Here is a 13,732-nt window from a genome sequence, read left to right as displayed (position 1 = left end):
GCGTTCCAGGGCATGGTCGGGACCGGGCGTTTTAATACCCGGAAGTGTCAACCATGTCCCCGCACACCTGTCAGCTATGTCTCCGGTCTATACACCGGCTGCAAAGAGAAGTAGGCAAGAGAAAGCAGCTCAAACCGCTAATTCTAAGTGGGGCCCGTGGTCTGCAACGGGTAGTGGTGCATCTGGAATCTGGATTCGTGCCCCTGCAGGCGCCAGTGACAAGGGCGTCATACTTCCGGCGGCGCTGCGCGCGCCGAAGAGTACTTCTTAAAACCACCCGCTACGTTTTGGCGCCTGCGCCTCGCCACCGGGCCGTGGCTCGTCCTTGCACCGCCGCAGCCACCGCCACCGCCACCGCCACCGCAGCCGTGACCGTGACCGCGACCGTGATTGCGGGGCACCGACATATCATTTGAAGTGGGGGTTGCCGGGTTAATGCAGGAGCGCCTCGCCGAGGCGAAGCCGACGGCCCCTGCTGCGCCCAACCGAAGCCGCTGGTTTCCCAAGCAGACCCGTCCGCGACGCACGTAGTGCGGAGTGGGAGCTGATGAGTCCTTTGTCACTAACGCGGAATGTGCGAGAACACGGATTCCAGATGCACCACTACCCATGACAGGCCCCGGGCCCCACTTAGAATTAGCGGTTTAAGCTGCTTTCTCTTGCCTACTTCTCTTTGCAGCCGGCAAAGAGAAGTAGGTGCCGCCCCGCACAGGGGCAACGCTAATAGACCACTAACAATTCAAGGAAAGGCCAACGCCCTAAGAACACGGACAAAAGCGCCGCGCAGGCAAAGAAATCAAACCCTGAGCACATCCCCAAACCCACCAACCCGAGCCCCCAAATGCCGAATCGCATCGGCAACCCTTGGCGACAACAGCGCCTGGAGCTCCTCGGCGTGCCGATAATCCCTCATCCCATGACTCAAAACCCGATCACCAGCAAACGCCGGATGACAATAAATCTCCCCCACCCCATGTGGCAAATCGGCAAGCGCAGCAAGCCACGCAACCTCATCCATCCGCCCACTATTAGCAATCCCAACAACATAATCGTTGTGCACGATCCCAGCCCGATCCAACCTCGCCCGCACCCATGAAATCCACGGCCGCAACCATAGCGGCGTACCAACCTCGAACGGCAAGCGCATCGCCCGCATCCCGTACTCGCGGCCAATCTCCAGAATCAACCCAAGCACCGTCGGATGCAAATGAAAATGCTTGTGCGTGTTGACGTGATCGAGCGTCAACCCCGTCCTCGCAAAAGCGTCGAACTGCGCGCGAATTTCTCGCGCCAACTGTCTGCGAACGTGCGGCAAAAAGAAAAACCGCACCCCGTCCCGCACCATGTTGTCGCCAAAGCGGCCATGCTCGTCGAGCAACGCGGCAATCCCCGCGCGCGGCGTAACCGCGTCGCCATCAGCCAGCACCAGATGCAGACCGACCCGCAACCCCGGGAGTTCGCGAGCACGCGCCACCGCATCGGCCGCGGCAGGCGCGCCAATCATCAGGCTCGCGGCCGTCAACACGCCGTGCCGGTGCGCCTGCTCGACCGCCAGATTCACCCGGGGATGCAGGCCGAAATCGTCGGCAGTAACGATCAGGCCGCGTGGCTCAGCCGCCATCCGAAGTCTCCATGACATCAATCACACCCAATGCCTTCGCGCGCGTCGTCGATGCGGAGGCCTCAACCGGCACGCGTGCGCCACGCCACACCACATGCGAGCCGAACGCGCCCGCGAGCCATTGCAGTGCCAGCAAGGTATCGCGCAACGGCACGAGCGGCAAGTCGCGCCAGAAAGTACGTTCGTGACGCGCGGAACGCAGATGCATCAGCATGCGCGCAGCAAACCCGGCCGCCGTGCTGGCGCCGCTCACCAGTGCCGCCCACAGATGCACGCCGGCGGACGGTCCGTTCGCGAGACTGCATGTAAGCCACGCGCCGGCCACGAGCCAGGGCGTCGGAAACGTGATGAACAGAAATGCAAAGCCAAGCGTGTTCACCGAGCGGATCGTGCGCAGCCAACGCGTCTCACGCTGCCACAAGGCGGAAAAAGTCGGCTCGATGACATCGGTGGCCACCATCACGCGCGAAAGCACCGTGCTCAGCCCAAGCGCACGCACGTGTTCGGCAAGCCAGTAATCATCCGCGAGGCAGTTTTTCAGCGCGGCGAAACCGCCGATGCGCTCGAGCGTCGCGCGGCGTAAGGCAAGCGTCGCGCCGAAACCGAAGCGGCGCGACCCGGCCGCATGCGCGACCCGCACCGACGGCGCGAACCACTCGTTGATGAACAGCGCGCCGACCCGCGGCCAGAAACCGCCGACGCCTTGCGCCACGTAGAGACAGGTCACCACCCCCACGCGCGGATCGGCGAGCGGCGCCGCCACGGTGTCGAGATAGTCCGCTTCGACGGCGATGTCGCTATCCGCGATCACGATCAGGTCATGGCGCGCCCGCTCCGCCATATTGATCAGATTGCTGACCTTGAGATTGCTGCCGTGCACGCGCGTATCGATCGCGAGCTCGATGTCGTGCATCGGATAGGCGGCCTGCAAACGGCGCACCACGGCGATGGCGGGATCGTCCGGCGAAGAGACACCGAGGACGAGCTGGAAATGCCCGTGGCGCTGGTCGCAGAAGGTTCTGAGATTTTCGTAGAGACGCGGCTCGGCGCCGCACAGCGGCTTGAGCACGCTGACGCCGACATTCGTGAAAGGAGGCAGAGAATGCGAAGCCCGGGCGGCGGCACTGGCGGCAGCCGGGACGCTAGCGACCGTTGCGCGCGCCCCGCGGCGCACCGTGAAGAACGGCATCGCCACCGCTGCCAGCATCGCATAGAGCGAGGCCGAGACGCAGCCGGATAACAGGATCCATTGGCATGCTGTCAATGCGTGCGCCACCATCGCCTGTAGCCGTCAGTGCCCGGCGAGCACGAACGGTTTGCCGGTAAAGCGTAGATGAAGAACGACGAACCAGCGCCGCGGACAGTCCGCCTCAATCAACACCGGCCGGCCGGCGAGCGTGGCGTACTGGCCCTGAATCGCGAGGTCGAAAGCGGCCTGCGCGAATAGGCGCATCACGATGACACCGCTCACGATCAGCGCGAGAGCAAGAGTCTGAAACCCCGTGGAACTGAAGACCTGCTGCGAAACCGGCAGCACCAGCAGTGCCAGTAAAGCGAGCGCTTCGGTACCCATGGCCGTAAGCGAAGCCGCCATTAGATGGGCTCGCAGCATGTCGGTGGTGACTGGCTTCATGGCGTGGTCTCGTGACCTGAAGGAACGCGCGGCATCGTGCAGTGGCGCGATTCGCCGGCACCTGCGCCGGTAAAACGCGCCGACAGAAGCGCCAACCGTACATTCCATCGATGTGCTTACGATTAAGTTGCGATGACCTGACAACATGACGTAGTTCGCGCGCTCATGTCGAGCCACGCGACAGTTACCTGCTGAGGGGCGATAGTAGCGATTCAAGCTGAAGGAAACCTTAAGCAAGAAAGAGGTATAAAGCGTCCAATGAACATGATAGCTACACTTCGGGTGTGTGACTCGGCGCTTGCTTAAAAAAACTGTCACCGCCATGCAATAGACATAAAACGGAATCTCTCCCCCATGCGCGTACTCCTCGTAGAAGACGACGACCTGATCGGCTGCGGTATTGAAGCGGGACTGCGTCAAGCCGGTTTCACGGTCGATTGGGCCCGCGACGGCCACAAGGCCAGTCTCGCCCTCGACACCACCGCCTATGCGCTGGTCCTGCTCGATCTCGGCTTGCCCAGGGTTTCGGGTATGGACCTGCTGAGGCGGCTGCGCGACGCCGGCAAGGACGTGCCGGTGCTCGTGCTGACCGCCAAGGGCACCGTGGTGGACCGCGTCGGCGGCCTCGAAGCAGGCGCCGACGACTACCTCGGCAAGCCCTTCGACCTGACCGAGCTGATTGCCCGGTGCCGGGCCCTGCTGCGCCGCGCGCAGGGGCGCAGCGTCGAGCTGATCCGCTATCAGGATCTGACGGTCAATCCCGCCGCGCAAACCGTCGAAGTCGGCAATACGCGCGTGCCCCTCACCTCGCGCGAATGGGCCATCCTGATGCAGTTGCTGACCAATCAGGGCATTCCCCAGTCGCGCTCGCGCCTCGAAGAGAGTTTGTATGGATGGCAGGAAGAAATCGAAAGTAATGCGATCGAGGTCCATGTGTCCAACCTGCGCAAAAAGCTCGGCGCCAAGCTGATCAGAACCGTACGCAATATCGGCTACGTGGTGGAGAAAGCGTAATGTCGGCATCGATACGCCGCCGTCTGATGATGCTGGTCCTGGCCAGCATCGTGCTGATGTGGGGCATCGCGCTGATCTCGAGCTATCGTCAGGCCACGCGCGAAGTCGGCGAATGGGAAGGAGCGCGCCTCGCGGAGCTCGCGCAAATCCTCGCGCTGCTCGACGAGCGCAATCTGACCACCCTGGCCAATGCGCGCATCGACGTGCGCGAAGAAGAAAAAGGCGGCGAACCCGGCGCGAACGACAGCGACGACGACGATTCCCTGCCGCGCGACGCGCTATTCCAGGTGCGCGGCGCGAACGGCGAGGTGCTGGCGGGCAGCCCGCAATTGCGCGCGCTGCAAGCATGGGATTTACCGGTGCCGCCCGCCAGCGGCGCACAAAACATGACGCTGGGTGGTCAGATGTGGCACACGTTCACCTTGCGCGACACCGCGCTCGGCCACACGGTGCGCGTGTTCGAACCGGCCAATACCCGCAGCGATCTGGTGAGCGGCGTCGCGAGCCGGATCGCCCGCCCTACGCTGCTCGCGCTGCCGGTGCTGGCGCTGCTGGTATGGTTCAGCATCGGCTGGAGCCTTGTGCCGCTCAAGGTCCTCTCCGGCGCCATTCGCGCGCGCGATATCAACCGGCTGGAACCGGTCGATATTGGCCGCGCGCCGACCGAGGTGCGCCCGCTCGTCGACGCGATCAATCTGGTGCTGTCGCGCTTGCGGCACTCTATCGAACGCGAGCGCGCGTTTACCGCCGACGCCGCCCATGAGCTGAAGACGCCGCTCGCCGCCATCAAGGTGCAGGCGCAGGTCGCGCTGGCCGAATCGGATACCGCGTTACAGCGGCTGGCAATGGAACGCGTGGTGCAAGGCGTCGACCGCAGCGCGCGGCTCGCGGAGCAGTTGCTGCTGCTCGCGCGTCTGGATGCGCACGAAACGCTCGCCACATCGCCACTCAGACCCGCGACCGTGGCGAAAGACGCGCTGCTTGCCAACGAACCCAATGCGCAGCAAAAGGACATTCGCGTGGCGCTCACCGGCGACATGCGCGCAGAGATCAATGCGGAGCCCGTGCTGATGGGTATCCTGCTCGACAATCTGCTCGATAACGCGATCAAATATGGCCGCACCGGCGGCAGCATCGAGGTCGCGGTGCAGTATGACGCGGGCCGGGTGCAGCTCACCGTGCGCGACGACGGCCCCGGCGTCGCGCCTAGCGACCTCGCGCGCCTCACAAACCGGTTTTTCCGCGCGACCGGCAATCAGGCCACCGGCAGCGGGCTGGGCCTGTCGATCGTCGCGAGGATCGCCGAGCATTTCGGTGCGAACCTGCATCTCGGCACAGGGATCGGCGAGCGCGGTCTGGCGGTGGAAGTGTCGTTTCCCGCTTATGCGGGAGCGGAAGAATGAAGGTGTTGTACTAGCGCTGGCTGGCTTCGCCCACGACCGTCCGCCCTGCTGATTCCGCCCGCTTCGGCTCGCGATTGCCCGACTCGGCAAATTGCCACGCAATGAGTCCGGGCACGAAGACCAGCAGATCGCGAATGCGCCTCGCGCCGGCGAGCGCGAGGCAGATGGAAGGATCGAGACCCAGCGCGCCGCCGATCAGAATGAAACCGCCCTCCTGCACGCCCAGACCGCCCGGCACAAAGAACGCCGCACTGCTGATCGCCTGGATCAGCGATTCGATCACCACCGCCTCGACCAGCGTGACGTGCACGCCGAGAAAGTACAGCGCGAGCCAGATTTCGAGCGACGTCAGGAAGCACTGCAGCGGTTGCCAGAAGAACAGATAGCGCAGCACCACGCCGCGCCGGCGCCAGATCAGCTTGATGGCCTGGTCGATCTGAGCGGATTGTCCGACGAGCGCGGCAAGCTTGCCGCTCGTCATCCGATTGAGCGCGCGTGTGATGCGCTCGAACGGGCTGGCATGCTGCACGAGTGCGAACAGCACCAGCAGCGGCGTGAGCACCACCACGCCCCACGCCAGTTGCCCGGCGAGCCGCAGCGTGTCGGAGTGCGCATGCGCGAACAGAAAACCGATGCCGACCATCGTGAACAGCAACTGGCTGATCACCGTGAGCTGCATATCGACGATGATGCTGCCGACCGCCGTAGACGGCCGCACGCCCCAGCGCTTGAGCATCCGGAACGACACCACCTCGCCGCCGATACGCGCCACCGGCAACATGCAATTGACGGATTCGCGCACCCAGACCAGATGCAGCATGTTGGCAATGCTGGGCCGGTTCGCGCCGCGAATCAGCGAGCGCCAGTCGCAGGCATTGGCGAGCATCGGCAGCACGTGCGCGATCGCCGCGAGAACGAGGCCGGCGCCCGCCGCGCGCAGTGCACCAAGCACGGCGCCGGGATTGTCCTGCCAGACCAGCCACAGTGACACCAGCAAGCCGGCAAGCGCGGCGAGGCGGCCGAGATGCTTCATCATGGGGCCACCCTTCGCGCGTGCTTCAGGCACGCTGCATCGTCCTCGCAACTCCCTTCCAGATACCCGCGCTTCATTGCTTACCCAGCCTGCTGTTCATCCGTCATTCCGTCCTGCGCCGCCGACAACAGGCCGTCGCCATCCACCTTGAAACTGAAACCGCGCCAGATCACGCGCGAGGACCAGAAGCTCGCCACGAAAATCGAAAACGATACGATATCCCATAACGGCAACAGCCACAGGTCGCGATGCGCCTGCCGCAACGCGCGGTCGGACAGCAGTTTCAAAACGAGTCGGGCGCAGACGGCGACCAGCGCAAGCGACCACGCCCACCATGCGCCACCCGAGAACGCGGTGGCGAGCAACGCAAAGGCGAGCGGAAAAATCAGTACCGAGCCGAGGTGGCCGAGCGGATCGATGCTGCGAATCGTGCGGCTCCAGCGCAGTTCATGCGCGATCAGTTTCGTCGCGCTGTTTTCAACGCAGGCATGCGAGATCGTGAACGGCGGAATCACCACTTTCTCGCCGATCATGCGCACGGCCTCGCCGATCGCGTGATCCTCGGCCAGGTGCTGCACGAACGGCGTGAAGCCACCAATTTTTTCCAGCGTGTCGCGTCGCATCGCGATGCTCTGTCCAAAGCAAGGGCGTGCGAGACCGAGCGCAAGCCCCGTCACCACGCCGGGCAGGAACTGGTAGTTGGTGGCCTTGGCCGACAATCGTGGCCAGAAACCGGGATCGGGCGCACCGCGATACACGCAGGTGACGAGACCGACGCCAGGCTTCTGCAATTCGCCGACTACATTGCGCAGATAATCCGGACCGACGCTCACGTCGCTGTCGGCGAATACCAGCACGTCGTGCCGGGCCTGCGGCAGCATATTGAGGATGTTGCTGATCTTGCGGTTCGGGCCGTACAGACGCGCATCGGCGACCACGGTGATGTCCGCTTCCGGATGCAGCCGCCGCAGATCCTCGACGGCTTGCAACGCGGGGTCGGCCGAATCATGCACGCCGAACAGGAATTGCACGGGGCCCGGATAGTCCTGCTGACAGAAGCTCGAGAGATTAGTGAGCAACGCCCACTCGTTGCCGTGCAGCGGTTTGACAATCGTGACCGGCGGAAAGCTGGTCGGCTCGGACACCGCTCTCGCGAAGAACCGGCCGATCAGGGCACCCGCCAACACCGTGTAGGCGATGCCGAAAACCGCCCCCGCCGCACACGCATAGGCCAGCGTGACGGCGAGCAGATGCACGGCGCTCACGCCTCGTGGGCGCGCAGGAAGCGGAAGAATTCGACGCCTTCACGCAGGCGCCGTTTCATCATGTCCCAGCTCGTGAGCATCTCGCGCAGAATTTCCCAGATCTTCGACGGACGGAAATAGAAGCGCTTATAGAAGTTTTCGAGCTGGTGGTAGATCTCGTCACGCGACAGATGCGGATAGCCGATCGCCGCGAGCTGCACCCCCGACTTGCTGACGAGGTTGATGACCTTGTTCTCTTCCAGCCAACCGTTCTCGACCGCCTGGTTGTAAAGCGTCGTGCCGGGATACGGAGCGGCAAGCGACACCTGGATCGTATGCGGATTGATTTCCTTCGCATACTCGATGGTCTTCTGGATCGTGTCCTGCGTCTCGCCAGGCAGGCCGAGAATGAAGGTGCCGTGAATCTTGATGCCGAGCTTGCGGCAATCTTCGCTGAAGCGGCGCGCAATGTCGGTGCGCAGGCCCTTCTTGATGTTCAGCAGAATCTGGTCGTCGCCCGATTCATAGCCGACCAGCAGCAGGCGCAGGCCATTTTCCTTCATGATCTTCAGCGTCGCGTACGGCACGTTCGCCTTTGCGTTGCAGGACCACGTCACACCCAGTTTGCCGAGGCCGCGGGCGATTTCCTCGACGCGCGGCTTGAAGTCGGTGAAGGTGTCGTCGTCGAACATGATCTCCTTGACTTCAGGCATGTTGTCGCGAATCCACTTCACTTCTTCCAGCACGTTCTCGGTCGAACGCGTGCGGTAGCGATGCCCGCCCACCGTTTGCGGCCACAGGCAGAACGTGCATTTCGAACGGCAGCCGCGGCCCGTGTAAATCGACACGTACGGGTGTTTCAGGTAGCCGATGAAATAGTTGTCGATCTTCAGATCGCGCTTGTAGACGGGCGCCACGAACGGCAGCTCGTCCATGTTCTCCAGGATCGGGCGCGCTTCGTTGTGCTCGATCGAACCGTCTGCCGCACGATAGCTCAGGCCTTTGATCCCGGCGAACGGCTTGCCTTCGGCGACTTCCTGGCAGGTGAAGTCGAATTCTTCACGGCAGACGAAATCGATCGCCTCGCTCGCGGTCAGCGAATTGTGCGGATCGACCGCGACCTTCGCGCCGACCATGCCGATCAGCACCGAAGGCTTGCGCTTCTTCAGGTCTTCGGCGAACAGGGCGTCGGTGGGAAAGGACGGTGTGCTGGTGTGGATCACCACCAGGTCATATTGCTGTGCTATGTCGAGCGATGCGTCGACGGACAGGCCGTCGGCGGGGGCGTCGAGTACGCGGCTATCGGGGACGAGCGCGGCGGGCTGCGCGAGCCACGTCGGATACCAGAACGAGCGCACTTCACGCTTGGCCTGATAGCGCGAACCCGCGCCACCATCGAAGCCGTCGTACGACGGCGCTTGCAAGAAGAGGGTTTTCATTAATGCTCCAGCAAGCCTTTGATCGGCGCTTTCAGTTTTCTGTCGGAAAACTATCGGAACTATTGCCCGTGGGGATGCGCGCGGGCACAGCGAATCGCGCAAATACTACGGAGCAAAGCTGAAGGAAACCTTAAGAAAAATACTCCCGGCCCACATTGTTCTAAGTGGTTCATACCGGGCTCCGCCCCGCATGCGCTTTCGTATTTTATAGGCGAAACACATTAATTGCAGTGCCGCTGCCTGTCAGCGCGAAACATGTCTCACCCAGTCGAGCCAGCCGAGGACGAAAAATGAGCGGCCTACATCCGCCATAGCGGCCGATCTGCTTTGATTGTGAGTTTTTATTGGTTCAGTTCAGCATGCGCATTGACTACATTGACCGGTCACAACTAAACGACCATCACAGGACCAGTCAATGAAAATCCCGCGGGGCACGGCGCGCTTTTCGCTTTCTTCGATTTCCTCACACCCGCAGCATGCGAAACGTCTGCAAGCCGGCCTGAGCGCGTTGCTGATCGCGGCAACGGCCGCGCTCGCCGTCCTTGCACCGGGTATCGCACGCGCCGCGCCGCCTGCCGAACTGAAACTCGACTACGCCTACTATTCACCGGAAAGCCTCGTCATCAAGCGCAATGGCTGGCTTGAGCAGGAACTCGCGCCACAGCACACTCAGGTCAAATGGGTGCTGAGCCTCGGCAGCAATCGCGCGCTCGAATATCTGAACAGCGGCGCGATCGACATTGGTTCAACGGCGGGTCTTGCAGCCGTGCTCGCCAAAGCCAACGGCAATCCGATTCGCGCCGTATACGTTTTCTCGCGCCCCGAATGGACCGCGGTTTTCTCGCGCCCCGAATGGACCGCGCTCGTGGTACGCAAGGACTCGCCGATCAAAACCCTCGCGGACCTGAAGGGCAAGAAGATCGCCGCCACCAAGGGCACGGACCCGTTCCTCTTCACCTTACGCGCACTGCATACCGCAGGCCTCTCGCGCGACGACGTGGAGATCGTCAACCTTCAGCACCCGGACGGGCGCACCGCACTCGCCAACGGCCAGGTAGACGCCTGGGCCGGCCTCGACCCGCACATGGCCGCCGCGCAAATTGACGACGGCGCGAAGCTGCTGTATCGCAACGTCGACTTCAATACGTGGGGCTTGCTCGACGCCCGCGAGGATTTCATTCGCGACCATCCCGAGACGCTCGCGCAGGTGCTCAAGGTGTACGAGAAAGCGCGCCTGTGGATCGCCGCGCATCCAGAGGAAACCGCGAAGATCATCTCGGAAGAATCGAAGCTGTCGCTGCCGGTCGCCAGACTGCAACTGAGCCGCAACGATTTCGGCCATCCGCAGCCGGGCACGCAGCAACTTGCCGCACTCAAAGCGGCCGCGCCGATTCTCGCGCAGGAGCAACTGGTGAAACCGGGCACGGATCTGAATCAGGTCATCGACGCCTTGATCGACGTGAAGACGGCGCAGCCTGTTATCGCCGCGAACAGCGGCCAGTGAGCCGGCGCGCCCACTGCCCGAGGACCCTCCGACCGACTCCCATGGCTACCGACGAATCGCTCGGACTTCAGCACCGATCGCACACAACGGATGAACGCGCGATGCATCGCGCGCCGCAAGCCGCCGATGCAACACGCGCCGCGCCGCGGCCGCGCGACCCGCTCAAGCGCTGGCGCATGGCCGGATTGATCCTGCCGCTTGCCTTTCTTGCCGTGATCGAAGTGCTGGTGCGCGCTTCGGTGTTGCCGGAGCACCTCGTGCCGGCGCCGAGCACGATTGCTGAAACGCTGTGGCAACTGGGCGGCGAGCGTCTCAGCCGCCACATCGGCGCCAGCTCGATGCGCGTACTCGCGGGTTTCGGCATCGGCTTCGCACTCGCCCTTCTGCTCGGCGCGGCAATGGGCTTGAGCCGCCGCCTCGACGCCCTTCTCGACCCTGCGTTTCAGGCACTGCGCGCGATTCCGTCGCTCGCCTGGGTGCCGATTCTGCTGCTGTGGATGGGCATTGACGAAGCGCCGAAAATCACGCTCGTTGCCATCGGCGCGTTTTTTCCGGTGCAATTGAGCGTCGTGGCCGGCATTCGTGGCGTCGACAGGAAACTGATCGAACTCGGCGAAGTCAACCGATTGAGTCCGCGGGCGCTATTCACGCGCATCCTGTTACCCGCGTCATTGCCGCAGATCTTCACCGGACTGCGCACGGGCTTGAGTCTCGCGTGGATGTTCATGGTCGCCGCCGAACTGATCGCCGCCACCCGCGGCCTCGGCTATCTGCTGAGCGATGGCCGGGAAACCGGCCGGCCCGATCTCGTGTTCGGCGCAATTCTGCTGCTCGCCCTGCTCGGCAAGCTCAGCGACAGCATCCTTAAAACGATCGAAGCGCGTGTGCTGTCATGGCGCGATACCGCGAACGACCCGTCTTCCTCACGAGGTGCGCGTTGAACGCGGCAGATCTCTTAAATCAGCCGCCGCTGCTCCAGGTTCGTGCCGTGAGCAAGCGCTACGAAGCGCGCACAGTGCTTGAACGCGTGACGTTCGGTATCGGGCGCGGGGAGATCGTCAGTCTGGTCGGCCCTAGCGGGTGCGGCAAGAGCACACTGCTGCGCGTGCTGGCGGGCCTGGATCGCGGCTTCGAGGGGGAGATTTTGCTCGACGGGCTGGCTCAACACGGCCCGTCGCCGCGCCTCGGCGTGATCTTTCAGGAGCCCCGCCTGCTGCCATGGCTGAGCGTGGCCGACAACATCGCGTTTTCCGCCGGTCCACGGCGAGGCGCGGACCCGCGTGTGGGCCAACTGCTCGATGAGGTCGGTCTGGCCGGCACCGGCGCGGCATTGCCCAAGCAGCTTTCGGGTGGCATGGCGCAACGCGTGGCGCTCGCGCGCGGCCTCTTCTCCCAGCCCGACCTGTTGCTGCTCGACGAGCCGTTCAGCGCCGTCGACGCGATGACCCGCATGCGCCTGCAGGACCTCTTGCTGTCGCTAACGCGCGCGCACGGCACGGCGGCGCTGATCGTCACGCATGATCTGGATGAGGCGCTGTATCTGTCCGATCGCGTCCTGCTGCTCAACACTGAGGGACAGCGTGGCGCCGGACGGCTGGTGTGCGACATCGACGTTGCCGCACCGTATCCGCGTGACCGGCGCGACACGGCGCTCGCCGGCGTGCGAAACGAATTGCTCGATGGGATGGGTGAGGCGCGAAACGCCTACGCGTAACCCGACTCGCGTTTTGCGTTAGAAGCGCGAGCGAATCGCGCCTGGACGCGAAAAACCACTGCCGGTCCGCCCGCCTGCGCGTGCGGACCGGTCACTGCTTTTACACCGGCTTGATGTCCGCCGCCTGCTTGCCCTTCGGTCCCTGCTTGATTTCGAAGCTGACCTTCTGGTTTTCCTGCAGCGATTTGAACCCTTCGCTGCGAATTTCCGAGAAATGGGCAAACAGATCCTCCCCACCGTCGTCCGGTGTGATAAAGCCAAAGCCCTTTGCGTCATTGAACCACTTCACTGTACCGGTTGGCATGTCGATTCCTCGTTTGCACCTTGGTTGATTGGGTTGCATTCACCGGCTCCCGCCGGTTCGTGCTACTGCTGCTTGACTTTACGCCTGTTTGCGCGGCACCGCTCAGGTAGCCCTCAGGTACCCGTTTCTGCGCCGCGGCAACCGGAGTAGCAAAGCCCGTGCCGCCCGCCGCCCGTGGGCTCAGCGCCGATGCGATCGCGCGCAATCAGATAAGATGATTGGTATCGGCAGTCCATCCTTGGCCGCGCAGGGTCAGCCCAATGCATCACGACCGCGCGAGCTATCGTTCTCCCCACTTACAGGAACCCAGCATGGCCACCTCGAGCTATACCGACACCCGTCTTCTGATCAACGGCGAGTGGTGCGACGCCGCCAGCGGCAAAACTCTCGACGTCATCAACCCCGCCACCGGCAAGGCCATCGGCAAGGTGGCTCACGCCGGCATCCCTGATCTGGATCGCGCGCTGGCCGCCGCGCAGCGCGGCTTCGAAGCCTGGCGCAAGATCCCGGCCAACGAACGCGCCACCACCATGCGCAAGGCCGCGGCCCTGGTGCGCGAGCGCGCTTCCGACATCGCCCGCCTGATGACGCAGGAACAGGGCAAGCCGTTCGCCGAGGCGCGCGTCGAAGTGCTGTCCGCGGCGGACATCATCGAGTGGTTCGCCGACGAAGGCCGCCGCGTCTACGGCCGGGTCGTGCCGCCGCGCAATCTGGCGGTGCAGCAAACTGTGCTCAAGGAGCCGATCGGCCCGGTGGCGGCCTTCACGCCGTGGAATTTCCCGGTCAATCAGGTCGTGCGCAAGCTGAGCGCGGCGCTCGCGTG

13 protein-coding genes are annotated in these 13,732 nt (G+C 63.4%); 6 read left to right on the top strand and 7 right to left on the bottom strand.

The window, feature by feature from the left end; genetic code table 11:
- Nucleotides 1-796 precede the first annotated feature (796 nt).
- From hpnK to P3T25_RS47395, 3 genes are read right to left on the bottom strand one after another with little or no spacing between them, the layout of a single operon-like run.
- The gene (gene hpnK, locus P3T25_RS47405) at nt 797-1,621 is read right to left on the bottom strand and encodes a hopanoid biosynthesis-associated protein HpnK (RefSeq protein WP_429364579.1); all 825 of its coding nucleotides are present in this window, start codon (nt 1,619-1,621) and stop codon (nt 797-799) included.
- The gene (hpnI, locus tag P3T25_RS47400; protein WP_171929406.1) at nt 1,611-2,900 is read right to left on the bottom strand and encodes a bacteriohopanetetrol glucosamine biosynthesis glycosyltransferase HpnI; all 1,290 of its coding nucleotides are present in this window, start codon (nt 2,898-2,900) and stop codon (nt 1,611-1,613) included. The genes hpnK and hpnI (P3T25_RS47400) overlap by 11 nt, the downstream gene beginning before the upstream one ends.
- A gap of 12 nt (nt 2,901-2,912) precedes the next feature.
- Entirely contained in the window at nt 2,913-3,254 is a 342-nt protein-coding gene (locus tag P3T25_RS47395; protein WP_171929407.1) for a hypothetical protein, read from the bottom strand.
- A gap of 354 nt (nt 3,255-3,608) precedes the next feature.
- On the opposite strand from P3T25_RS47395, the gene P3T25_RS47390 reads away from it, so the two are divergent.
- Complete coding sequence (locus tag P3T25_RS47390; protein WP_154565655.1) at nt 3,609-4,268, top strand: response regulator; 660 nt, start codon at nt 3,609-3,611, stop codon at nt 4,266-4,268.
- Nucleotides 4,268-5,671 (top strand): ATP-binding protein, encoded by a 1,404-nt coding sequence (locus P3T25_RS47385; RefSeq protein WP_266240649.1) that lies wholly within the window; start codon nt 4,268-4,270, stop codon nt 5,669-5,671. Before P3T25_RS47390 ends, P3T25_RS47385 begins: the two co-directional genes overlap by 1 nt.
- Before the next feature lie 10 nt (nt 5,672-5,681).
- Here the strand turns inward: P3T25_RS47385 and P3T25_RS47380 are convergent, their stop codons facing one another.
- From P3T25_RS47380 to hpnJ, 3 genes are all read right to left on the bottom strand, one after another.
- On the bottom strand, nt 5,682-6,707 hold the full coding sequence (locus P3T25_RS47380) for a flippase-like domain-containing protein (RefSeq protein WP_266240648.1): 1,026 nt from the start codon (nt 6,705-6,707) through the stop codon (nt 5,682-5,684).
- Nucleotides 6,708-6,784: 77 nt separating this feature from the next.
- Nucleotides 6,785-7,969, bottom strand: coding sequence for a bacteriohopanetetrol glucosamine biosynthesis glycosyltransferase HpnI (gene hpnI / locus P3T25_RS47375; RefSeq protein ID WP_168435923.1), 1,185 nt, complete (start codon nt 7,967-7,969; stop codon nt 6,785-6,787).
- Nucleotides 7,966-9,387 (bottom strand): hopanoid biosynthesis associated radical SAM protein HpnJ, encoded by a 1,422-nt coding sequence (gene hpnJ / locus P3T25_RS47370; protein WP_266240647.1) that lies wholly within the window; start codon nt 9,385-9,387, stop codon nt 7,966-7,968. The genes hpnI (P3T25_RS47375) and hpnJ overlap by 4 nt, the downstream gene beginning before the upstream one ends.
- A gap of 415 nt (nt 9,388-9,802) precedes the next feature.
- Here hpnJ and P3T25_RS47365 point away from each other — a divergent pair, with 415 nt between their 5' ends.
- The 3 genes from P3T25_RS47365 to P3T25_RS47355 all read left to right on the top strand — a co-directional run bounded on the left by P3T25_RS47365 (nt 9,803) and on the right by P3T25_RS47355 (nt 12,605).
- Complete coding sequence (locus tag P3T25_RS47365; protein ID WP_429364574.1) at nt 9,803-10,891, top strand: aliphatic sulfonate ABC transporter substrate-binding protein; 1,089 nt, start codon at nt 9,803-9,805, stop codon at nt 10,889-10,891.
- Nucleotides 10,892-10,992: 101 nt separating this feature from the next.
- The gene (locus P3T25_RS47360) at nt 10,993-11,832 is read left to right on the top strand and encodes an ABC transporter permease (RefSeq protein ID WP_154565664.1); all 840 of its coding nucleotides are present in this window, start codon (nt 10,993-10,995) and stop codon (nt 11,830-11,832) included.
- A 47-nt stretch (nt 11,833-11,879) separates the two neighbouring features.
- Entirely contained in the window at nt 11,880-12,605 is a 726-nt protein-coding gene (locus tag P3T25_RS47355) for an ABC transporter ATP-binding protein (protein WP_233465047.1), read from the top strand.
- A gap of 100 nt (nt 12,606-12,705) precedes the next feature.
- Here the strand turns inward: P3T25_RS47355 and P3T25_RS47350 are convergent, their stop codons facing one another.
- Nucleotides 12,706-12,909 (bottom strand): cold-shock protein, encoded by a 204-nt coding sequence (locus P3T25_RS47350; protein ID WP_007181784.1) that lies wholly within the window; start codon nt 12,907-12,909, stop codon nt 12,706-12,708.
- Between the two features lie 311 nt (nt 12,910-13,220).
- Between P3T25_RS47350 and P3T25_RS47345 the strand changes: the two genes are divergently transcribed.
- Nucleotides 13,221-13,732: aldehyde dehydrogenase family protein (locus tag P3T25_RS47345; protein WP_429364572.1), on the top strand; the 512-nt coding region annotated here is incomplete at its 3' end.

The sequence above is a fragment of the Paraburkholderia sp. GAS32 genome (genome assembly GCF_050434225.1).
Taxonomy (GTDB): domain Bacteria; phylum Pseudomonadota; class Gammaproteobacteria; order Burkholderiales; family Burkholderiaceae; genus Paraburkholderia; species Paraburkholderia madseniana.
Note: the sequence above shows the minus strand (reverse complement) of the source record. Positions and strands in the feature narration are given on the sequence as shown.